This window comes from Dehalococcoidia bacterium (assembly GCA_030018455.1).
In the GTDB taxonomy this organism is placed as follows: Bacteria; Chloroflexota; Dehalococcoidia; order DSTF01; family JALHUB01; genus JASEFU01.
This window is the reverse complement of sequence record JASEFU010000010.1, coordinates 28,433-50,205: the sequence shown is the minus strand read 5'-3', so window position 1 is coordinate 50,205 and position 21,773 is coordinate 28,433. Positions and strand designations below refer to the sequence as shown.

Annotated in this window: 20 protein-coding genes; 9 read left to right on the top strand and 11 right to left on the bottom strand. The window is 65.5% G+C overall.

The window, feature by feature from the left end; translation table 11 throughout:
• Nucleotides 1–255 precede the first annotated feature (255 nt).
• From QME71_10400 to QME71_10390, 3 genes are all read left to right on the top strand, one after another.
• Complete coding sequence (locus QME71_10400) at nucleotides 256–435, top strand: hypothetical protein (protein ID MDI6858712.1); 180 nt, start codon at nucleotides 256–258, stop codon at nucleotides 433–435.
• 72 nt (nucleotides 436–507) lie between these two features.
• On the top strand, nucleotides 508–990 hold the full coding sequence (locus tag QME71_10395; GenBank protein ID MDI6858711.1) for a hypothetical protein: 483 nt from the start codon (nucleotides 508–510) through the stop codon (nucleotides 988–990).
• A gap of 20 nt (nucleotides 991–1,010) precedes the next feature.
• Complete coding sequence (locus QME71_10390; GenBank protein ID MDI6858710.1) at nucleotides 1,011–3,131, top strand: S8 family serine peptidase; 2,121 nt, start codon at nucleotides 1,011–1,013, stop codon at nucleotides 3,129–3,131.
• Nucleotides 3,132–3,139: 8 nt separating this feature from the next.
• Here QME71_10390 and QME71_10385 read toward each other — a convergent pair whose 3' ends face one another.
• Nucleotides 3,140–4,417 carry a HAMP domain-containing sensor histidine kinase gene (locus QME71_10385; GenBank protein MDI6858709.1) on the bottom strand — a complete coding sequence of 426 codons (1,278 nt, stop codon included), beginning with the start codon at nucleotides 4,415–4,417 and terminating at the stop codon, nucleotides 3,140–3,142.
• On the bottom strand, nucleotides 4,407–5,090 hold the full coding sequence (locus tag QME71_10380; protein MDI6858708.1) for a response regulator transcription factor: 684 nt from the start codon (nucleotides 5,088–5,090) through the stop codon (nucleotides 4,407–4,409). The genes QME71_10385 and QME71_10380 overlap by 11 nt, the downstream gene beginning before the upstream one ends.
• Before the next feature lie 148 nt (nucleotides 5,091–5,238).
• On the opposite strand from QME71_10380, the gene QME71_10375 reads away from it, so the two are divergent.
• Nucleotides 5,239–6,174 (top strand): PDZ domain-containing protein, encoded by a 936-nt coding sequence (locus tag QME71_10375; GenBank protein MDI6858707.1) that lies wholly within the window; start codon nucleotides 5,239–5,241, stop codon nucleotides 6,172–6,174.
• 176 nt (nucleotides 6,175–6,350) lie between these two features.
• Here the strand turns inward: QME71_10375 and QME71_10370 are convergent, their stop codons facing one another.
• From QME71_10370 to QME71_10340, 7 genes are all read right to left on the bottom strand, one after another.
• Nucleotides 6,351–7,109, bottom strand: a complete 759-nt coding sequence (locus QME71_10370) for an SDR family NAD(P)-dependent oxidoreductase (protein ID MDI6858706.1) — start codon at nucleotides 7,107–7,109, stop codon at nucleotides 6,351–6,353.
• 36 nt (nucleotides 7,110–7,145) lie between these two features.
• On the bottom strand, nucleotides 7,146–7,898 hold the full coding sequence (locus QME71_10365; GenBank protein MDI6858705.1) for an amino acid ABC transporter ATP-binding protein: 753 nt from the start codon (nucleotides 7,896–7,898) through the stop codon (nucleotides 7,146–7,148).
• A gap of 30 nt (nucleotides 7,899–7,928) precedes the next feature.
• Entirely contained in the window at nucleotides 7,929–8,702 is a 774-nt protein-coding gene (locus QME71_10360; protein ID MDI6858704.1) for an amino acid ABC transporter permease, read from the bottom strand.
• A 138-nt stretch (nucleotides 8,703–8,840) separates the two neighbouring features.
• On the bottom strand, nucleotides 8,841–9,707 hold the full coding sequence (locus QME71_10355; GenBank protein ID MDI6858703.1) for an ABC transporter substrate-binding protein: 867 nt from the start codon (nucleotides 9,705–9,707) through the stop codon (nucleotides 8,841–8,843).
• Nucleotides 9,708–9,806: 99 nt separating this feature from the next.
• Nucleotides 9,807–10,385: a zinc ribbon domain-containing protein gene (locus QME71_10350; protein ID MDI6858702.1), complete on the bottom strand. Its 579-nt coding sequence runs from the start codon at nucleotides 10,383–10,385 to the stop codon at nucleotides 9,807–9,809.
• A 6-nt stretch (nucleotides 10,386–10,391) separates the two neighbouring features.
• Nucleotides 10,392–11,012, bottom strand: coding sequence for a zinc-ribbon domain-containing protein (locus tag QME71_10345; GenBank protein ID MDI6858701.1), 621 nt, complete (start codon nucleotides 11,010–11,012; stop codon nucleotides 10,392–10,394).
• A 48-nt stretch (nucleotides 11,013–11,060) separates the two neighbouring features.
• Entirely contained in the window at nucleotides 11,061–12,065 is a 1,005-nt protein-coding gene (locus tag QME71_10340; GenBank protein ID MDI6858700.1) for a hypothetical protein, read from the bottom strand.
• 179 nt (nucleotides 12,066–12,244) lie between these two features.
• On the opposite strand from QME71_10340, the gene QME71_10335 reads away from it, so the two are divergent.
• Both QME71_10335 and QME71_10330 read left to right on the top strand, forming a co-directional pair.
• On the top strand, nucleotides 12,245–12,685 hold the full coding sequence (locus tag QME71_10335; protein ID MDI6858699.1) for a hypothetical protein: 441 nt from the start codon (nucleotides 12,245–12,247) through the stop codon (nucleotides 12,683–12,685).
• A 66-nt stretch (nucleotides 12,686–12,751) separates the two neighbouring features.
• Nucleotides 12,752–12,913 (top strand): DUF5670 family protein, encoded by a 162-nt coding sequence (locus tag QME71_10330; protein MDI6858698.1) that lies wholly within the window; start codon nucleotides 12,752–12,754, stop codon nucleotides 12,911–12,913.
• Between the two features lie 101 nt (nucleotides 12,914–13,014).
• Here QME71_10330 and QME71_10325 read toward each other — a convergent pair whose 3' ends face one another.
• Entirely contained in the window at nucleotides 13,015–16,197 is a 3,183-nt protein-coding gene (locus QME71_10325; GenBank protein ID MDI6858697.1) for a PAS domain S-box protein, read from the bottom strand.
• Nucleotides 16,198–16,413: 216 nt separating this feature from the next.
• Between QME71_10325 and QME71_10320 the strand changes: the two genes are divergently transcribed.
• Together QME71_10320 and QME71_10315 are read left to right on the top strand one after the other, a co-directional pair.
• Nucleotides 16,414–17,094 carry a LysM peptidoglycan-binding domain-containing protein gene (locus QME71_10320; protein MDI6858696.1) on the top strand — a complete coding sequence of 227 codons (681 nt, stop codon included), beginning with the start codon at nucleotides 16,414–16,416 and terminating at the stop codon, nucleotides 17,092–17,094.
• Between the two features lie 195 nt (nucleotides 17,095–17,289).
• Complete coding sequence (locus QME71_10315; protein ID MDI6858695.1) at nucleotides 17,290–17,625, top strand: hypothetical protein; 336 nt, start codon at nucleotides 17,290–17,292, stop codon at nucleotides 17,623–17,625.
• Between the two features lie 9 nt (nucleotides 17,626–17,634).
• Here QME71_10315 and QME71_10310 read toward each other — a convergent pair whose 3' ends face one another.
• The gene (locus QME71_10310) at nucleotides 17,635–18,066 is read right to left on the bottom strand and encodes a phage holin family protein (GenBank protein ID MDI6858694.1); all 432 of its coding nucleotides are present in this window, start codon (nucleotides 18,064–18,066) and stop codon (nucleotides 17,635–17,637) included.
• A 269-nt stretch (nucleotides 18,067–18,335) separates the two neighbouring features.
• Here QME71_10310 and QME71_10305 point away from each other — a divergent pair, with 269 nt between their 5' ends.
• Nucleotides 18,336–21,770 carry a BadF/BadG/BcrA/BcrD ATPase family protein gene (locus QME71_10305; protein MDI6858693.1) on the top strand — a complete coding sequence of 1,145 codons (3,435 nt, stop codon included), beginning with the start codon at nucleotides 18,336–18,338 and terminating at the stop codon, nucleotides 21,768–21,770.
• Nucleotides 21,771–21,773: the final 3 nt, after the last annotated feature.

Genomic DNA, 21,773 nt, shown 5'->3' with positions numbered 1-21,773 from the left:
TACCACGCGCGCTTCTACTTCAACCCCAACGGCGCGCTCACCGGCAACAACCAGCAACAGACCATATTCGCCGGCTTCAACGCCGCCGGAACCAATATCTTCAGCGTCGAGTACAGACGCCAGAACGCGCGCGGCGGCACCTACCAGGTGCGCGCAACGGTCGCCCGCGCCGGCGGCACATCCACCACAAGCTGGTTCACTATCGCCAACAACACCCCCCACTCCATCGAAATCGCCTGGCAGTCGGGCGCGAGCGTGCCGTTCCGCTTCTACGTCGACGGCTCATTCCGCCAGTCACTCAACAACCTGAACACGAGCGCCTACCTGCTCGATTTCGTCCGGCTCGGCCCGCAGGCAGGGCTGACGGCGTCGGCCTCGGGGACGCAGTACTTCGACGCCTTCGTATCGACCCGCAACACTTACATCGGGCCGTAAGCGACGACAACAGCAACGCATGAGGGGGCCGGGACCCGCCTCCTGGCCCCCTCCCGAACAAACGAGGTCTGGGTGAGAGAGATAACGGAAGACAGCACACAGGGGAGGGATGCGTCAGTCAGGAGGGGAACGCCGCACGGCCCGTTGATCTTCATCGTCGCGCTGGCGCTTGCGCTGGGCGTGGCGTGCGGCTCGGGCGAGGCCGGCAAGGAGCAGCCGGAGCCTTCGGGCGCGGCCGCGCTCGAGGAGGAATACGGCATCCGCATCACCCTCGTCGCCGTCACCGCCGGCGGAGGGCTCGTAGACCTGCGCTACCAGGTGACGGACGCGGCGAAGGCGGCGCAGGTGCTCGGCCCGGGCGCGGAAGCGCCCACACTGATCGCCGAGGAGAGCGGGAAAACGCTCCCCTCCCAGCAGGCTCCGGAGGAAACGCGTCCGGAGACGGGCCAGACCTACTTCATCCTCTACCCCAACGTTGAGAACTCGGTGAAGCCGGGGTCCGCCGTCACCGTCGTCATCGGCGACGTGCGGCTCGAGCACCTGATCGCGAAGTGAAGTCACAAAAGGGAACTCCCATGAAAAAGCGGATCCTGTTGGCGGCAGCTACAATGGCGCCGCTGCTCGTCTTCCTGATGGCGCTCGCCGGGCGGGCGAGCCTCACGGCGGCGCAGACCGGCGACGATGCCCACCCGCAGGCGACGGCCCGCGTCGCGCCGGCAGTGGAGTCGGCGCTGCGCGCGCTGCCGCCCGATGGGATGATATCGGTGATCGTAACGCTTCGTGAGCAGGCCGACCTCGACCAAGTGAAAAGCGCGAACCGGCCGGCCCGTCTTCGAGAGGTCGAGCGGAGGCTGAAGGACAAGGCGGCGGCGACTCAACGCGGGCTCAAGGGCCTCCTGCTGGCGCGGGCGCTGCAGGGGAAGGTGGCGCGGGCGACCGACTTCTGGGTGTTTAACGGGCTGGCGGTAACGGCCACGAAAGACGTCATCGAGGAGCTGGCCGCCCGCCCGGAGGTCGCAAGCATAACGCCGGACGAGATCGACGTCGTCCCCGCGTCGCCAGCGGCGGCGGGCGAGCCGGAGCCGAACGTAGCGCTGGTGAACGCGCCCGCTCTGTGGGCCCTCGGCTGGCGCGGACAGGGTATCGTCGTCGCCAATATGGATACGGGCGTCGACGTGAACCATCCCGACCTCATTTCGAAATGGCGCGGCGGGACGAATAGCTGGTACGACCCTTACGGCCAGCATCCGACAAGTCCGGCGGACCTCAGCGGGCACGGGACGTGGACGATGGGGGTGATGGTCGGCGGCGACGCCGGCGGGACGGCGATCGGCGTGGCGCCGGAGGCGACATGGGTCGCCGTCAAGATCTTTAACGACCAGGGCTCAGCGACCGCCACGGCGATCCATCAGGGGTTCCAGTGGCTGCTCGATCCCGACGGCAACCCCGGCACCGCGGACGCGCCCCACGTCGTCAACAACTCGTGGTCGTACGGCAGCCCCGGGTGCAGCCTTGAATTCCAGCTCGATTTACAGGCGCTGCTGGCCGCGGGCATCGTCCCCGTTTTCGCCGGCGGCAACTACGGGCCGAACGCATCGTCGAGCGTCAGTCCCGCCAACAACCCGGAGGCGTTCGCCGTCGGCGCTGTGGACGATAACCGCCTGCTGTACGCCTCCAGCAGCCGCGGCCCGTCCGCTTGCGGCGAACAAACGAGCATCTATCCCGAGGTTGTAGCGCCCGGAGTGAACATCAGGACGACCGACAGGTATGGCCTGTACTATGACGCGACCGGCACATCGGTGGCCGCTCCGCACGTCGCGGGGGCGCTCGCGCTGCTGCTCGATGCCTACCCCGGCCTGACCGCAGAGCAGCAGCGGCAGGCGCTTTTGAATGGAGCGGCCGACCTGGGCGACGCCGGCCCCGACAACATCTACGGGTACGGGCTGCCCGACGTCTACGCCTCATACAAGTGGCTATCGTCTCCGCCGGGGGCTACCCCCACGCCGGTACCGATTCCTTCCGTGATCCCCGACCCCACGGCGACTCCTCCTCCACCGACGGCGACCCCTGTCGTCGATCCCGTCTTCGCGGACGGCTTCGAGTCCGGCAACTTCAGCGCATGGACTTCAGCGGAGACGAACGGCGGCGATCTCAGCGTATCGGCGGAGGCGGCAATCTTTGGAACGAAGGGAATGCAGGCGGCGACCAGCGGCACGGCGGCGATGTACGTGACCGACGGTTCGCCCGCGGCCGAGACATCATACCACGCGCGCTTCTACTTCAACCCCAACGGCGCGCTCACCGGCAACAACCAGCAACAAACCATATTCGCCGGCTTCAACGCCGCCGGGACCAATATCTTCAGCGTTGAGTACAGACGCCAGAACGCGCGCGGCGGCACCTACCAGGTGCGCGCAACGGTCGCCCGCGCCGGCGGCACATCCACCACAAGCTGGTTCACTATCGCCAACAACACCCCCCACTCCATCGAAATCGCCTGGCAGTCGGGCGCGAGCGTGCCGTTCCGCTTCTACGTCGACGGCTCATTCCGCCAGTCACTCAACAACCTGAACACGAGCGCCTACCTGCTCGATTTCGTCCGGCTCGGCCCGCAGGCGGGGCTGACGGCGTCGGCCTCGGGGACGCAGTACTTCGACGCCTTCGTATCGACCCGCTTCACGCACATCGGCCCCTGAGGGCGCCTCTAAGCCGCCGGCAGCTCGACGGTGACGGAGGTGCCCTCTCCCTCGACGCTGTCGATTCGTATCGTCCCCCCATGCGCCTCGACGATCCACCTGGCGATGGCGAGGCCCAGCCCGGCGCCGCCTTTCTCGCGGGAGCGCGCCTTGTCGACGCGGTAGAAGCGGTCGAAGACCCGCGGCAGGGCGTGCTCGGGGATGCCCTGCCCCTTATCGGAGACGCGAAGCAGTAGCTTGCCGTCGCTTTGGTGGAGGGTGACGCCGACCGGCTCCCGCGCGTCGCCGTACTTGATCGCGTTATCGAGCAGGATAAACAGAAGCTCGCGCAGCCGCGACGCGTCGCCCCTCACCGTCAACGGCCCGTCCGCCGGCACGTCGAGCGGTATTCGCTCCGGCCCGCACAGCTTCCGCGCCTGCCGAACGACGTCCTCCGTTAGCTCCCGCATGTCCACGTCCGTCAACTCCAGCGGCGCCTGGCCGGCATCGGCGCGCGCCAGGCTCAACATCCGGCCGACGAGATTGCTCAGCCGGTCGGTCTCGCAGATTATGTCGTCGACCGATTCCATGTTCGCCTGCACGGTATCGTCCCGGTGGCGCTGAAGCAGTTCGGCGCTGGCGCGGATGAGGGCGAGGGGCGTGCGCAGCTCGTGAGAGGCATCTGCGACGAAGGTGTTCTGACGGTCCATGGCCGCCTGAATCGGGCGCAGGGCGCGGCCGGCGATGAAGAACCCTCCAATCAACGCCAGCACAAGGCCCGCGCCCCCGCCGGCGACGAGAACGAAGAGCAGGCCGCGCAAAAGCGTCTGCTCCGGCTCGATGCTCCGCCCGACTTCGAGGAAGAGGTTCTGTCCGCCGGGGCCGCGCACGGCTCTGACGTAGATGCGCAGGGTGTCTCCTTCCGACGACTCGACATCCACGAAGGTCGAACCCTGCGTCAGCGCGCGCTGCTCGGCTTCTGCGCCCGCCAGGTCTTGCGGCTGAACGGAAGTGGAGCTGACGACGACAGCCCTGTCCTCTCCGACCAGGGCATAGAAGTAGCCTGCCGCCGCCGAAGAGGGGCCGATGGGTATCTGGTGAAAGGGCTGACCCATCCGCGAAGCGTTGACGAGACGCGCCGCTAGCGGCGGGACCTCCCGCTCGAGCCGCGCCTTCAGATCGTCGTTCACGCGGTTGTACAGCGTGGCGCGGACACTCAGATAGACGGCGGTGCCCGTGAGCGCCAGGATGACGGCCAGCGCCCCGGCGAAGGCGAGCGTCAGCTTCCAGCGCGCCCTAGTGAACACGGTCTGCCTCCAGAGCGTAGCCGATTCCCCGCACCGTCCGGATCAGCTTGTCCGGCCGGCCGTGGTCGAGCTTCTGGCGAAGGTAGGAGATGTACACGTCGACCAGGTTGGACTCCACCGTGTAGTCGTACCCCCAGAGGTGGTCGAGGATCTGGGAGCGGGTCAGCACCCGGCCCTCGTTGCGCATGAGGTATTCGAGGAGGGCAAACTCCTTCGGGCTCAGCTCTATGTTGCGCCCGGCCCGTTGCGCCCGGCGCCTTCTCAGGTCGAGCGTCAGGTCGCCAACCTGGAGGAGCGACGGCTCGTGATCGCGCACCTTGCGCCGGCCGAGGGCGCGCAGCCGGGCCAGCAGCTCCTGAAACGCGAACGGCTTCGGAAGGTAGTCGTCGGCGCCGGCGTCAAGCCCCCTCACCTTGTCTTCGACGCTGTCGAGCGCGGTCAGGAGCAGGATCGGCGTGTCGATGCGGTTGTTCCGTATGGCGCGGCAGACCTCCAGGCCGTTCATCTGCGGCATCAGCACGTCGAGAACGATCACGTCGTGCGAGCCGTCGAGGGCGAGGGCCAGCCCCTCTTCGCCGTCGTGCGCGAGATCGACCGTGTGCCCCTCCTCTTCGAGAAGCCGGTAGATCGCCCGCGCCAGGCGGCGTTCGTCTTCGACGACAAGGATGTACATGCGCTCCTCCAGGCCGGCAGGCGACATGAATGATAAAGGGCAAAGATTAAAGATACATTAAAGAATTCTAACTATTTTCCAAGCTTACTTTAAGACCCGCCGGCTACCATGGCAGCATTGAAGCGGATGTAGTGAAAGGAGAAGGGGTGTGAAGAGACCTATCCTGGCGGTAGCGCTTATCGGGGCCGTACTAACGATAGCGACCGGCGCGGCCCTGGGAATCAGGGCCTGGAGCGGCGGCGGCTCGACGAGCGCCCTTGCCGCCTCGACGGGGCAGGACGATATCTTCTCCGCCGCCGTCGCCGGGCAGGAGACGGACGTCGACGAGGCGCCGTGGCTGGGCGCGCAGGTCAGGCTGACTTCCGACGGCCTTACCATCGCCGCCGTCATCGCCGATAGCCCGGCGGACAAGGCGGGGCTGCAGCGCGGCGACGTGATTACGGCGGTCGACGGCGCCGCGGTCGACGACATGAAAGCGCTGCTCGCCGCCATCAGGGACAAGAACGCCGGCGACACGCTCACGCTGTCGATCCTCAGGGAGGGCGCCGCCCAGGACGTTACTGTTACCCTAGAGGCAAGGCCCGAGCCGCTGCCTGAGGCTCACCCGTTCCTGCCGGAGCTGAACGATATCCCCAGGGACGAGCTTTACAGCCACATCCTCGGCGGCTCTTTCCAGCTCACCGATAAGGACGGCGAGAGCCACACCGTCAGCGTCGATCTGGGCACGGTGAGCGCGGTCGACGCCGGCGCCGCAAAGATTACGGTCGACCTGAACGCCGGCGGGTCCCAGACGTACACCATAGGCGACGACGTGCTGCTCCGCCCCAACGACCTCGGCGCGTTTGAGAGCGGAGACCGCGTGGCGGTCGTCTCCGTCGACGGCAACCTGCGCGCCGTGATCAAGGGCGGCGGCTGCGGCATGCTTCCGTTCTTTGGAGGCAGAGGCGGTCATGGCTGGTTTCGCGGCGTCGGGCCGAGGATGATGGGACCCGGCATGCGCGGTCTCGACCTGCCGGCGCCCGATGACGCAGGCGGATTCGATCTGCCGGCGCGAAGCTGGGACCGCTCCCTGACCGAAGGATAGTCCGCTCTAATTGGAACAGAAGATTTGGACGGCTGGTCGCTGCGCCGGGGGAACCGGAGGGAACGAGTCGGGAAGAAGAAGTGCAGAACTCCCGGCGCAGCGACCCGGCCAACTTGAAGAACCCCGCCCCCGCACTTGCCCTTCCTGCGCGCTCCGGCAACGGGGCGCGCGCCCCTTTACACTGCGGAAAGCCCGCCGTCGACGGGGATGGTCTGCCCGGTGATGAAGGACGCCTCCGGTGAGGCGAGGAAGAGCACCGCCTGCGCCGTCTCCTCCGCCAGGCCGTGCCGTCTCATCGGTACCCTCGTCTCCACGGTCCGCCTACGCCGCTCGTCCATTATCGCCGCCACCATCGGCGTGTCCATGAAGCCGGGCGCGACGCAGTTTACCCTGATGTTGTGCTTTGCTAGAGACACCGCGAGGCACCGCGTGAGGGCGATAACCGCCGCCTTCGACGCCGAGTAAGCGAAGAGAGGGTGGGAGAAGACACCCGCCATCGAGGAGTTGTTGACTATTGCGCCGCCGCCGTTCTCTATCATCACCGGCGCCACGTGCTTGCAGACGAGGAGCACGCTCTTGACGTTTATCTCGAACGTGGCGTCCCAGTCCTCCGGCGCGACCTTCAGTCCCGCCTCGCCGCGGGCGCCGCCGACGTTGTTGAAGAGAATGTCGATCTTGCCGTACTTCGCGACCGCCGCTTCCACCATCGCCCGGATGTCCGCCTCTTTCGTCACATCTGCCTGCAAGGCGATGGCGTCGCCGCCCTCACCCCTGATGATGCCGACCGTTTCCTCGGCCGCTTCCAGATTAAGGTCGACGGCGACGACGCTGGCGCCCTCTCTCGCGAAGAGTATGGCCGCCGCCTTGCCGTTGCCCATTCCCGGCCCTATCGAGCCGGCGCCTGTCACAAGCGCTACCTTGCCTGCCAATCTCATTCTCGGTCACCTCCCGCGACTCGCTATCCGCAGAAACTAAAGTATCTTGCTGAGGAAAAGCCTCGTGCGCTCGTGCTGAGGATTGTTGAAGAAACCGGCGGGGGTTCCCTCTTCGACGATGACGCCCCCGTCCATAAGCATGATGCGGTCCGCCACTTCGCGCGCGAACCCCATCTCGTGGGTAACGACGATCATCGTCATCCCGTCGCGCGCCAGCGACTTCATTACTTCGAGCACCTCGCCCACGAGCTCGGGGTCGAGCGCCGACGTCGGCTCGTCGAACAGCATCACCTTCGGCTCCATCGCCAGGGCGCGGGCGATCGCGACGCGCTGCTGCTGTCCCCCCGAAAGCTGGTTCGGGTAGGCGTCGAGCTTGTCGCCGAGGCCGACTTTTTCGAGCATCGCTTTGCCGGCCTCCAGCGCCTGGCTCCGTTTCATCTTGCGCACGTGGATAGGAGCATTAACAACGTTGCCGAGGGCCGTGAGGTGCGGAAAGAGGTTGAAGCGCTGGAATACCATGCCGATGGATGCGCGCATCTTCGCCACTTCCCGCTCGCTCTTCTCCACGAACTTCCCCTTCACCTCGCGATAGCCGAGGGGCTGGCCGTCGATGTAAACGCGCCCTTTATCGACCCTCTCCAGATGATTGATGCAGCGCAGAAGGGTCGATTTGCCGGAACCGCTGGGCCCGGCGATCACGACCACTTCGCCGCGGGCGACGTCCAGGTTCACGCCGCGCAAGACCTCGAGCTTGCCGAAGCGCTTGTGCACATCGATGCAGCGGATCATTGCCCGATCGTTATCTGTTGTCATCATCAGCTAGTGAAGGCGCGTGCGCGCGACGCCGAACGCCTCCGTCATCCGCCCGAACAGCGTCGGGGGCCGCTCGCGCACCCCGACCGCCAGGCGCGACTCGATCTCCGCCTGAACCAGACTGAACACCGTCGTCATCGTAAGGTACCAGATGGACGCGACGACAAGTAGCTCCATCATCTTATAGTTGTAGGAGTAGGTAAACCGCGCCGCGTTCAGCAGTTCGACAAGACCGATGACCAGGGCGAGGGACGAGTTCTTGAGCATGGCGATGAACTCGTTGCCGGTGGGAGGAATGATGACTCGAAGCGCCTGCGGCAGTACGATGCGCCGCATCGCCATGCCGGTGGTCATTCCGAGCGATTTCGCGGCGTCCATCTGGCCCCTCTCTACAGACTCGATTCCCGCCCTCACGATCTCGGTCATATAGGCCCCTTCGTTCACCGCCAGACCGAAAACGGCGACGCGGAACGGGCTGAGGAACTGCGCCACGTCGGGGTTGCTGCCGAGCAACTGCGGGATGCCGTTGAACCAGAACAGGAGTTGCAGGAGGAGGGGCGTGCCGCGAAAGAACCATACGTAGAAGTTGGCGGGACCGCTGATCAGGGGGTTCTTCGACATGCGCATCAGGGCAGAGATCACGCCCAGCGCCACGCCCAGTATCTGCGCAAGGACGGCGACAATGATCGTCGTGCGCGCCCCTTCCAGAATGAGCGGATTGAACAGGAATCTCCAGACGACGTCCGGCTCGAAGTCGATTGACGGAAGGGGAACGATCATCGCTGCCGCCTCCTCTTGGCCTGCCCTGATTCTTTCGTTTAGCAATGAAGAAACTAACAGAAGCCCCCTTGACCGGCAACCTGCGGCCAGGGGGCTTCAGCGCTAACGCTTGCTACGGCAGGGAGGAGGAGACGCGCCCTAGTCGATTGCGCCGCCCTTAAGGCCCCACTTCGCGAGAATCTCGTCGTACGTGCCGTTGTCTATCAGCGTCTCAAGGGCCTCTTCGAGGGCAGCCTTCAACTCGGGCGAGTCCTTGCGGACGCCGATCCCGTAGGGGGCGGCATCGATTGCCAGGCCCAACGCCTCGAGATCGCCGTCCGAGAGACGGGCGTCGTTGGCGACGACCGGCGAGTCGGCGATGACGGCGTCGGCCCGTCCGGCGCGTAGCTGCTCGACCGCCAGGGGGTTCTGGTCGAAGATCAGCACGTTGATCTCCGGCTTGCCCGCCGCTTTTAGCTCCTCGTTGGCCGCCTCGAGCTGGTCGACCTGTATGGTCGCGATCTGGACGCCTACCGTCAGGCCCGAAAGGTCTTCAATCGATTCGATGTTCTTGGGGTTGCCTGCGGCCACCAGGATGTCGGTGCCGGCATTGAAGTAAGGAATGAAGTCGATTTCCTTCTCCCGCTCCTCGGTGACCGTCATCGCCGACATGATGATGTCGAAGCGGTTGGCTTCGAGAGCGCCGATTATGGCGTCGAAGCCGGTATTGATGAACTCTACTCGCACTCCCAGCTCTTCGCCCAGCGCCCTCGCCAGGTCGATGTCCAGTCCCTGGGGGTTTTGCGTCCCTTCTTCGTAGAACTCGATCGGCGCGTAGGCGATGTCCGACCCGACCTGGAGCACGCCGTCTTCCAGCTCGGCTATGCCTTCTTCCGCAGGGGTACCCGCCGCCGGCGTCTCTCCGGTCTCTTCCTCCTCGTCATCTCCGCAGGCGGCGAAGAGTGCGAGCACGGCTGCTATCAGAGCCACAAGCCACAATACCTTGAACCATCTCCGGCTACGCATCGTTTCCTCCTTTGCCGGCTTCCTTCCGGCCAAAATTGATCAGATCATAACGGCGGGCAGGCGCCTGTCAATAGAACGTGACGGGCGGAACGGGCGACGTCAAGGGACCGCCGAGCCGCAGCGGCGGCAGAAGCGCGCTCCCGTGGAAAGCCTCGCTCCGCACGCCGCGCACAAAGCGACCTCTTGCGCTTGCGTTTCCTCAGCCGCGATGACGCGCGCCTGCCTGAGACCAACGCGTCGGAGCAGGAGCGCGGCGCACGCTGCAACCGCGAGCGCCGTCGCAGCATACAGCGCGGCCAGGCTGAAGACCACGCCGTCCATCGAGCCGCGGACGCCCTCTATCTGTAGTGCCGCCACAGCCAGACCGGGCAGGGCCAGGTGCCACCCCGCCATTCGCGACACGACGGAGCCGCCGCCGACGTACAGCGGTAGCTTGAAGCCGAGGACGAGGCCGGCAACGGCGCCACCGGCGACCAGTCCCGAGATGGCCTCCTGCTTCAACTCCACGTCGAAGGTGAGCGAATAGAGAACGACAGCGGCGAGAGCGCCGAGAGCGGCAACAATAACGCCCAGCGCCGAGAACGGACGCTCGCCGTGTAGGCGCAGCACCGTAGTGAGCGCGCCGAGCACCGCCACCGCAGCGGCGATCAGCGCAATTGCCTGGTAGACTTCGTCCACGTCACGCTACCCTTCGAGCGCGCCGCCGCACTTGTTGCAGAAGCGCGCCCCCGGCCTGACCCGGTTGCCGCACCGGGGGCAGAACAAAGTCACCGCGTCCGGCGCCCCGGCCACGTCGGCGCCGGCAAGCGCTTCCGGCCCGACGTCCGCTGCTGCGGGCGCTTCCGCCTCCTGCTCACGAAGCGCCTGCATCTCCGCCGAAATGGCCTCGATCTGCCTGTAGCTTTCGATCTGCCGCACCAGGAGGTCGTGGGCGTTCCACACGCACCAGACGGCGGAAGCCAGCTCGTTGCGGGTGAGGCCGTCGGCGAAGAGGGGCGCCGTGAACGCGACTCGCTGCTTCGCGCCCGACTGCTGGGTCGAGGCGGTCATCGGCACGGCCGCCGCCCGGGCGATGCTCGCTACTACGTCCTCCAGGCGGACGGAAGCGAGCGCGGCCTGCGCCTCATCGGGGAGCGCCCGCTCGCCCGACACCGACAGCGTGTCCCCCGCCGCCTCGACGGTCATCTCCAGCGCGCCGCCGACGGTGAAGTTGACGCTCCTCTCACCGATCACGCCGACGCTTACAGCGGGCACCCGCACCTGCCCCAGCCAGCCGGCTATCTCCTGAATGGTCAGTGCTTCCATCTCTCTTCGCTTTCTCGCTCGCTCTAGCCGCCCGACCGATTTCGGTGGCTATATCTTGAACGGCGCGGTTGCAGTCCAGGCCGGCGTCGCGTCCAGTTCGCGCTGCAGCGCGTCGACCTTCGATCTCATCTCTGCCGACGCCTTTCGCGCCTGCCGCCACTCCGTGAAGGCCTTCTCCACCTTGGGAGAAAGCTTCTTGTACTGCTCCCAAGCGGCCTGGGCCTGGCGCAGGGCATCGCCGGGAGGCACCACTTCGGTCGCCACGCCGATCGACGCAGCGCCGCCGCCGATGAGCAACTTGGAGAGCAGGGCCGTTTTCTCGGCCAGAAGCATTGCGCTTGCCCCGGCGGTGATCGAGCCGGCGGCGAACAGGCTGGGGCCGATCAGGTGTATGAGCGCGCGGTCAATGTACCATTCCGCCGTCTTCCTCATCGATTGCCATTCCCGGTAAGCGACGTCCTCCTGCTGGAGAAGCCGCCGGTACCGGCGGTCGGCGTCGCGCAGGAGTCGTTCGAGCCGCCTGCGGCCGGCCGGGACCCCGCTGCGAGTCGCGGCGACGGCGCCGGCTGTTAGAACGGCGGCTGCCGCTCCCGCGCCCGCGACCTCCTCCTTCGAAGGCTTTCCGCCTCCCCCGTACAGGGTGCTCGCGGCGCCGCCGACCGGCTCGTCCCTCTTGTCTCGTTCCCTCGCCAGTTCCTGCGCGCGCTTGTCCCAATCCCCGGGAGTGACGCACTCCACAAGAAAAGCGAACGAGGTGTACTGCGGGCATCCGGGAGGGCCCTTTCCGTCGGTCGTTGAGCGCTGCTCATAGATGCCCTCGTATCCCTCCGCGCAGAGGCTGTTTCCCGTGTAGCCAATCCTGCCGTACCCGGGGAGCGTGGCCCTGTCCTGGACGCAGCACTGGCCCGACATCCGCTCCCAAAAGAAGCCGTTGGGACAATTCGCCCGCTCCTGCGCCAGCGCCGCGGGGGCACCGAGCGCGGGCGCGATTGCGGTGATCGCAAATGAGATCGCGGCGACGATAGCCGCTATGGGGACAGCCACCAGCTTCATTGCGACAACTATAGTCGAAGCACCCCAAATTGTCACGCGCTTCCGCCCGGCCGCGCGAACATGCGCCCGAACCGGAGCATTCACGTTTCCTTGACACATTCGCAATCAACGAGCACGCCCCGTCCACAATCGACACCTATTATGTAAACAGGAAGTTGAAGACGGTTAAGGAGGGGTCGATGTTCAGGATCCTTCGGCGACGCAGCCGCACAGAGATGCACGAGCCGGCAGCGGAAGGGCCAATGGTGGAAGAGGAGATCGTCGAGGAGGAGCAGCCATGGGAGCCGGCAGCGGCGTTGGCCGCCCTGATGGTGACGATTGTAGCGATTCTGACGCTGCTGACCGAGTCCGCGCTCGGTTTCCGCCTGGGATTTAAAGTGGCGAGCGCGAACGAGGGCAATAACTTCGTGGATTTCATCTACGGCGTCACCGACCAGATGATCAGACCATTCACCGGCATTATCGAGAGCCGGAGCGTCGACAGCGGAGTCTTCGAGCCCGCGATAATCATCGCGATGGTCGTGTACCTGGTGCTGGCTGTCTTTCTGATCGCGCTTATCCGGATGGTGATGTACGCCCTCGGCCCCCGTGGTGGGCGACCGGTTACGATCGAGCGTTAGAGTCGAGGAGCATCCGGGGCAAAGCTTAAGGCAAGGTCGCGGAGGCAGTCTCGAAAGGAGAAACGAATGATCGCTCTGTTGTGGCTGCTTTTCCTGGTTCTTCTGGTGTTGTGGTTGGTCGGTTTCGCCGTCAACTGGGGAGCGTTCATCTGGATACTCCTTATTGCGGCGATAGTCGTGCTGATCTTCAATCTGTTCTTCGGCACGAGGGCCGGTCGCTGGTACTGAACAGGAAGGCGTAGCTCTGCCGGGGTTGCGGCCCGAAGAACGAGGTCAGGCGAAGGAAAGGGGGCCAGATGGTTTCCTTTCTTCGTCTTGCCCGAGAAGTCCTAAGCTGCTTCCTGGTTCTGGCGACGCGGCAGCCCGTAGAGGGCTTTCCGCCGGTACAGCCTCATCATAGCCTCGGCGGCTTCTGGGCTGAACTGCTTTCCCGAACAGGCGGCGATCTCCTGGATGGCGGCGGAGATTGAGCGACGCGGACGGTAGGGCCGATCGCTGATCATGGCGTCGAAGCCATCGGCGACGGCCACGATTGCAGCCGCCAGCGGTATTTGTTCTCCCCGCAGGCCGTCGGGGTAGCCCTGTCCATCCCAGCGTTCGTGGTGAGAGCGGGCGATCGTCGCCGCGAGCTCGAAGCCGGAACGCCCGGCCAGGAACTCCTCGCCCCATACTGCGTGGCGCTTCATCAGCTCCCATTCCTCATCCGTCAGCTTGCCGTTGTTCGCGAGCACGGAATCGGCGACCCGTATCTTACCGATGTCGTGGAGCACGGCGGCCAGCCCGAGCTCTGCCGCCTTGTCCCTTTCCCACCCCAGCTCGATGGCAATCTTCTCCGATATCCGGCAGACGTTCTGGAGGTGTTCTCCCGTCGTCCGGTCGTGGGCTTCGGCGGCGGCGGCAAGCAGCAGCACGGTTTCGGCGTGCGCGCGGGAGAGTTGCTGCGACGCGGAGCGCAACTGCTCGACAAGCGTGGCCATGCTGACGAGCGCCGTCACTTGGGCGGCAACGGCCGTCAGGAAGCGGGCGTCGCGGGGGCCAAAAGCGGCCTCTCGCTTGCTCGCCACGCACAGAATGCCGATGAGTTCCTTGCGCCATACCATGGGCACGGCAAGCGCCGCCTTGAGACCGGCCAGTCGCATCAAGCGGCGCTCCTTCTCGGTGAGGCGCCCGTCTTCCGGCAGGTTGTCGAGGATGACTGCCCGCCCCTGTTCCAGCACGTCGCGCGTCGCAAGCAGGGCCCTTCCTTTTCTGCGCTGCTCCTCGTTCCACTCATCGGCGAGCTTCTTCGGGAGGCGGGCAAAGGTGTTGACGATCGCGTCTTCACCCTCGGGAAAGAGAACGAAGCTGACGGCGTCGTACTCGCGGGCGATCGATAGTCTCCGGCCCACCAGCCGCAGCTTTTCTCCCAGCTCGCCGGGAGAGGTCAGCAGCGGGACGATCTGGCCCACAATCCTCGACGCCAGTTCGTCAAGGGCGTCCGGCGCCGACACGCCGACGAGACGCTGTCTCTTCGTCTCATACATGCCGCCGTCGGCGAGGTTTATCAGGTCTTCTATCCGGTTCGCTTCGATGGGTGAGATGGCGACACCCACGCTCACCACCACGCGAACAGGCGTCCCGCTCTTGGGGTCGCGCATCCTTGTCCTTCCCAGTCTCTTAAGGACCTCCCTCCGGTAGTTCTCCGCCGCGTCGCGATCGGCGCCGGGCAGGATGGAGATAAATTCGTCGCCGCCGTACCGCCCGACGAGCGCCCCGTCCCTCGAAAGCGCGCGCGCCACTGTACTAAGCACCTTATCGCCGACGCTGTGACCGAAGGTATCGTTTATCGCCTTCAACCCGTCGACATCGGTCATGGCCACGGCGCAGGACGCCTTCTCGCCGCCGCCGACGAGCTTGCGCAGTTCCTCGACGATGGCCGCGTGGTTGAGCACGCCGGTGAGAGCGTCGCGGCGCATCTGCTCCCGCAGCGCCCGCTCCATCTGCTTGCGCTCCTGGATGTCACGCAGGAAGCCCTCCACGCCGGCAACACTGCCGTCGGCGGCATAAATGAGGTGCGAGCCCACGGAGGCATCCCTCACCTCCCCGTTGGCGGCAACAAGGCGGACCTCGAAGTCCGTCACCTCGCCCTTCTCGAATAGCGCCTTGAGAAGGGCCGCCCTCTGCCGAGGGTTCTCGTAGACGTCAAGCACCTGCGTGCCTATGAGGTCTTCGCGCTTGTATCCCCAGCGTTCGACGGAAGGGCTTATCTCCGTGATAATGCCTCTGGCATCGGTGCGGTAGAAGATGTCCTGCACGGTCTCGAAGATGTGACGGTACTTGGCCTCGCTCTCGCGCAGCGCGTCCTCCGCTTCTTTGCGCGCGGTGATGTCGCGGGCCACGCCCTGGATGGCCGCCGGCTGCCCATCGTTGTGCACGACGGCCGCCGCCGTTTCCATCTCGATATACGTCCCGTCCTTGCGCTTAAGACGGTAGGTGACCGGTCTCGCCTGCCGGCCTGTGGTGGCGAGCTCGCGGGTCGTGGCCATGGCGACATCGAGCTGGGAATCGTCGAGGAGATCGGCGAAGGACAGTCCTATTATCTCCTCGCGCGAGTACCCGAGCAGGCGAAGAGCCGCGTCGTTGGCATCGAGGAAGTGTCCTTCGAAGTCGTGCACGTATACTGCATCGAGAGAGCGTTCGAAGAGCGTGCGATACCTTTCGTCGCTCTCATGGAGCGCCTCCTCCACCTTTCTTCGGCGCTCCACCATCTCGTTGATATGCCGTCCCAGAGACGCCACCTCTTCCGGGCCTGAGACAGTCACAAGGCGAGACGAGCCGCCGTCGGAGATCGCCTGGAGGTCGCGCTTGAGGGCCTGTATGGGACGGACTATGGAGAAGAGGATGAGGACGAACGCCGCCGATCCGGCAACGAAAGCGAAAAAGCAGAACGTCAGCAGCAGCGCGAGCGTGAGATTGGCGTTCGTGTCGGCTGCCAGTCTTTCCTGCGACAGCTTCTCATGCTGCTGATCGACGAAGGTGTTGAGGGACGATGTCAGGGTCTGGACATCCGGCCACAAGGAGACGTAGGACTGCCTCAGGACATCAACGCGCTCGGTGACAGGGAGCGAAGGAAAACTGAAGAGGAAAGAGCTGCGGCTCTCGAGCGAAGCCGTCTGCCCCAGGATATCGTCCATGGCGGCGAGCTCTTCAGTAGCGCCGAGAGAGTCGAATATCGCGCGCGCTTCGGCCAGATCGCTTCGTACTCGCGACCGCGCCGCAGCGTAATTGTCGAGAAACGGCGTGGGGTCTTCGAAGAAGGCGGCGGCGCCGATGTAGAGCGTGCTGAGGAAGACGCGAGCGCGAGCATCGTCGAGGGCAGCGGCCGCGAGGCTTCTCTTCTCCAAATCGCGACGCGACGACGACTCGTCGTGCCCGTGCCACGCCGCTACCGCAGCGAGAGCACAGAGCGGCAGCGCCAGGACGAGCACCGCGAGCGCGTAGCGCCGGCCGATTGTCCTTGGTCTAAGAGTCAACTTCCTGCGACGTCCTGCACAATGAGAGCTTTGAGGAGCGTGTTCTCCATCCTGCACAACTCCTGAATGATTTTCGGACGCTCGCGGCCCTTACCGCAGATGCGGGACTGCTCCGGCGCGTATGGCAGGCTCCGCGGCAATAAGGGATTGTCCCGATTGACGGCGGGGCGGCGCGCGGGCAATCCTGTATTGGGCTAGACAGGGAGTGTCGCTCAAATGGAGACAGGCGCCATCGTATCTGAGACTGTTCCCGCGAACGAAGAACCGGCTTTTCAGCAGCACGAGCCGCCGCTCGCCGCTTTCGGCGATATCGACTGCATCATCATGCCTGAGGCGCCTGCCGACCCCCTCCTGAAGTCGATCGGCATGATTGCGCTGGGTTGCTTCATCGGGTTTGCCGTGACCGCCGCCGCTTTTCTCTCTCTGGACCGCGCCGACACCTTCGCGCCCGCGGCCTACCGTCCGGACGCCATGGCGGCCCGGCTGGCGGAAGAATCGAAGGCGAACAACTCTCTTCCCGCGTCTGCGCCGGACGCCTCACAAGGCCTGACGGCCGACGTCCAGCTACTTCTCGCGCGACGGGCGCAGCCTGCGCAACCGCCCCGCGAGCAAGTCTCGGAGGTCGCCGGCGCCGCCATCGCCCCTCTCGTTGAGCCCGTCGTCGAGCTTGTCGTCGAGCCGGTGATCGAATACGACAGCGGGCCGGCCGTCGAGTACGCAAGCGGCCCCGGCGCCACCGAGGGCGAGGGCGTGCGCATGGTGGTAGAGGGAGACACCCTCTGGAGCATTGCCCGCGAGTACACGATAAGCCCCGCAGAGCTGGCGTCCCGCAACGGCCTCTCGCCCGACGCCCAGCTTGCAGCCGGCGATACGCTTGTCATTCCCGTTTCCCGCTAACACCTTCGCCCGGACCACAGGCCTCTTCACGACTTCCCCACGGCAGCCGCCGACGGCCTGCGTGGTCCTCCTCGTCGGCCGCGCTTGACCGGCGGGCAATGGATTCCGCGCCTTTCCATAGGATGATGGAGTGCAAAGGCGCGGCACCGCGCCCCGGCAAGAGATTCGCAAGAAGGTAAAGGAGCCACGGCGCAAATGGCAATGGAAGAGCAGGACCTCTTCGTGCGAGAAACGGACCAGAGGGTATTCGCCACCAACGCGGACGAACCCGAAGAGGGCAGGGTCTTCGTGTGGTCGCTTGCGCGCTGGTACGAGCGGCTGGAGGGAGAGCTGGGCGGCGTCGTCTTCTCGCCTATAACCGATTCGGAGGAAGAGCTGCGGGCAATGCTGAACGCGGAAGGACTCGACATGACGGAGCTGGACGATGAGTTCGCCCGCGACGTCCGCGAGGAGTTCAGGGAGCAGGACATCCTCTATCCTGCGGCGCCGGAAGACTCAGACGAGCCGCCGGGCGAGCAGGAGCCGCCGTAGGGCGTTGTTTCAGAGGAGGACGCGGCGCAGCGGCTTCCCGACAAACGCGCTCAGTACCGTGCTGACGAAGCTGACGAGAAGGGCGCCCAGGAACGCGGCCAGGAACCCGTCGATGTGAACGTCGGCTCCGAGGGCATCGGCAATCCAGGCGGCGAGGCCGAGCATCGCGGCGTTGATCACGAGCGCGAAGAGCCCCAGCGTCAGACAGGTGATGGGAAGGCCGATGAGCTGAGCCAGCGGCTTTATGAAAGCGTTGACCAGCCCGAAGACCGCCGCCGTCACCAGCAGCGACCCTAGCCCGTCGATGTCGATGCCGCGGACGAGCCCCGCCGCCACCCAGAGGGCGACGGCGTTAATCGCCCAGCGTATCGCCGCCGCGACAAGCCACACCGATGGCTCCGGCTCCTCTCGCCAGACGAAGACGTCTCTTCTCTCGCGCATCCTTGCCCCCTGTAGACGGACAGCCTCTTCGGGCCGCCGGCTCTTCTCAAACATCATACCACCACGTCCATCGCCCGCTCGCAATTGCCGCTCCCCCGACTGTCGCCTATTCGCCCGTTGAAGGCATCGTTATCAAGCTGGTATGATAGGAGTCCCTGGGAGATAGGCCTCTCCTGGCACGTCGGTCCGTCGCGAGGGGCAGAGCGATCGGACTTGCAGGACGCGGTTTCCACAACGGGGCCCCGGCGGTTGCTACCTAGAGGTTGAACGTGAAGGATCCGACAGGCGCCGACTCGCCGGCCGAGCCGGGCACAGGGCGGGATGTCAGGGAACCGCCCGCCGGCGGCCTCATCATCGGGCTCGACGTCGGCTCCACCGCCGTCAAGTACGTAATCGTCGCCCCTGACAGCAAGGACATCCTCCACGCCGACTACCGCCTGCACGGCACCCGCCAGCCGGAGACAGTTCTCGCGCTGCTCGAGGAGATAGAGGCGCGGTTCCAGGCCCCGGCGGAGCGTTTTCGGGTCTTCGTCACCGGCAGCGGCGGCGGCGCCCTCGCCCCCTACATCGGCGCTCGCTACGTGCAGGAAGTGAACGCCGTCTCCCTGGCGGCGGAAGCCCTCTGCTCCGACATCGGCTCCGTTATCGAGCTAGGCGGCCAGGACGCCAAGATCATCATCTGGCGCCAGGACCCGAAGACGGGCCGGAAGCACAAGCTCGCCAACATGAACGATAAGTGCGCTGGGGGCACTGGGGCCGTCATCGACCGCATAGCGGCTAAGCTCCACTTCGACCCAGCGCAACTCCGCACCATGCGCTACGGCAACACGAAGGTGCACTCGATTGCCGGCAAGTGCGGCGTCTTCGCCGAGACCGACATGAACAGCCTCCAGAAGCAGGGCGTGTCATCGGAAGAGCTGATGGTCTCCCTCTTCGAGGCGATCGTGCAGCAGAACCTCAGCGTCCTCACGCGGGGGAACGTTTTGCGGCCGCGCGTATTGCTGCTCGGCGGCCCGAACACGTTCTTCCCCTGTCTGCAGGAGGCGTGGCGCCGTCATATCCCGCCCTTGTGGCGCGAACGGGGACTCGCCGTCGGCGATCGCGACCCCGAGGAGCTTATCGTCGTCCCTGAGAACTCGCTATACTATGCCGCTTTGGGCGCCGCCCTCTACGGACAGCAGGAAGATGGCCCAGGCGCCGCTTACGCCGGCACGCAGGCCTTAAGAGAGTACATCGAGCAGGGACGGCGCAGGGGGAAGGAGGAGACGGGCCAGCGCGGCCCGTTCGCCCCCGGCGAGGACATCGAGGAGTTCAGGCGGCTCTACGCCCCCCGGCCGTTCACGCCCGCCGTCTTCTCACCCGGACAGGTGGTCGAAGGGTACATCGGGCTGGACGGCGGGTCGACCTCGACAAAGGCGGTGCTGGTCGACCGCGAAGGCAATCTGCTCGCGAAAGCCTACCAGCTCTGCAAAGGCAACCCCCTCCAGGACGCGAAGGACGTGCTCGGCGAGCTGTGGCGTCAGGTGCGGGAGCAGGGCGCGACCGTCCGCATCCTCGGCATGGCGACGACCGGCTACGCGAAGGACCTGCTGAAGGAAGCGCTGGGCGCCGACATCGCCATTCCGGAGACGGTGGCGCACGCGCAGTCCGCCCTCCGCTACTATCCGGACGTCGACGTCATCGCCGACGTGGGCGGGCAGGACATCAAAGTCATCATCATGAAGAGCGGCGCCGTCAAGGACTTCAAGCTCAACACCCAGTGCTCGGCCGGCAACGGCTACTTCCTCCAGAGCACGACGGCGCGCTTCGGCTACGACATCAGCCGCTGGGCGGACGTCGCTCTGAGCGCGGAGCGCGCGCCCAACTTCCATTACGGCTGCGCCGTCTTCCTTGAGCAGGACATCTCCCACTTCCAGCAGCTCGGCTGGTCGCCGCCGGAGATCATGGCCGGCCTGGCGCTTACCCTGCCCAAGAACGTCTGGCTGTACGTGGTGCAGGAGACGAACCTCGCCCGCTTCGGCAAGACGTTCCTGCTCCAGGGCGGCACGCACTACAACCTGGCGGTGGTGAAAGCGCAGTACGACTTCATCCGCGCGCGCGTACCCGACGCCCGGATACACGTCCACCCGCACGCCGGCGAAAGCGGGGCGCTGGGCGCGGCCACAGAGGCGATCCGCGTCTGCGATGGCGGGGGGAGCAGCTTCATCGGCTTTGAGCGCGTGGAGGCGCTCACCTTCACCGCTACCCGCGACGAATCGACCCGCTGCAGCTTCTGCAAGAACAAGTGCCTGCGCACCTTCGTCGACATCCAGACGTCCCCCGAGCACACGACCCGCTTCATCTCGGCGACGTGCGAGCGAGGGATGCAGGAGAGCCTCGACGACGTGCGGGCGTTCAACATCCGCGAGAACGCCGTCAAGAAGGCGAACCCGAACTTCGTCGAGATCGCGGCGCGGGAGGCGTTCCGCAGCTACTCACCGGAGCGCGCCAACGGCCGGCTTGCGCAGAAGCGGCGCTTCCTCTTCGGGCGCGACGGCTCGAACGGCGGCGGAGCGCGGGCGCGGCGGGCGACGATGCGGATCGGAATGCCGCGCCTCCTCACCATGTACTCGCACGCGCCACTTTTCACCGCCTACCTCGAAAGCCTGGGCGTCCCCCACAGCCACATCGTCTGGTCCGATTACACGGACGACCAAATGTACCGCGAGGGCTCGCGCCGCGGCTCGATCGACCCCTGCTTCCCGGCGAAGATCGCCGTCTCCCACGTCCACAACCTGCTGTACAAGAAGCAGGTCGACGTCATCTTCTTCCCCATCATCATGAACGTTCCCAGCGACATCCACGACTGCCAGTCGAATTGGGCCTGCCCCACCGTGCAGGGGATACCGGAGGTAGTGAAGGCCGCGTTCACCACGGAAAAAGACGCCTTCGCGGAGAAAGGCGTCGCCTTTTACGACCCCGTGCTCCACCTCGGCGAGCCCAACCTTTTCCAAAAGCAGATGCTGAGCTTCTTCCGCGGCCTCCTGGGAGCGAGCGAAGAGGAGAACGCCGCCGCCCTGCGCGAAGGCTACCGCGCGCTGGAGGCGTTCCGCGAGGGCCTGCGACGGCGCGCGCGGGAGACGCTCGACCAGCTCGAGCGCGAGGAGCGGATCGGCGTCGTGCTGCTGGGGCGCCCGTACCACAACGACCCCGGCATCCACCACGGCATACCGGAGATGATCCAGCGGCTCGGCTACCCCGTCTTCAGCATCGACTCGCTGCCCGTGGACGACGACATTATCGAGCGGCTGTTTGGCGAAGAGCTGCGGCGCGGAGACATCCCCGACGCGACGGACATCCACGACGTCTGGAAGCACACGTTCAGCGAAAACACCAGCCGCAAGGTGTGGGCGGCGAAGTACGTCGCCCGTCATCCCAACCTCGTCGGCATCGACGTTTCTTCCTTCAAGTGCGGCCTCGATGCCCCCATCTACAACGTCATCGAAGGGATACTGGAGGCGGCGAACACCCCCTATTTCACCTTCCACGACCTCGATGAGAACCGGCCCGTGGGGTCGATAAAGCTGCGCGTGGAGACCATCGACTACTTCCTGAGGCGACGGCAGGAGGACATGCGGCGGCGCCGCGAGCTGTCGGAAGAGGTCGAGCGGCGGGTCGAGGAGTACCGCCGACAGTTGCTCGGCGTGCAGACAGCAGCAAGGTAGGAG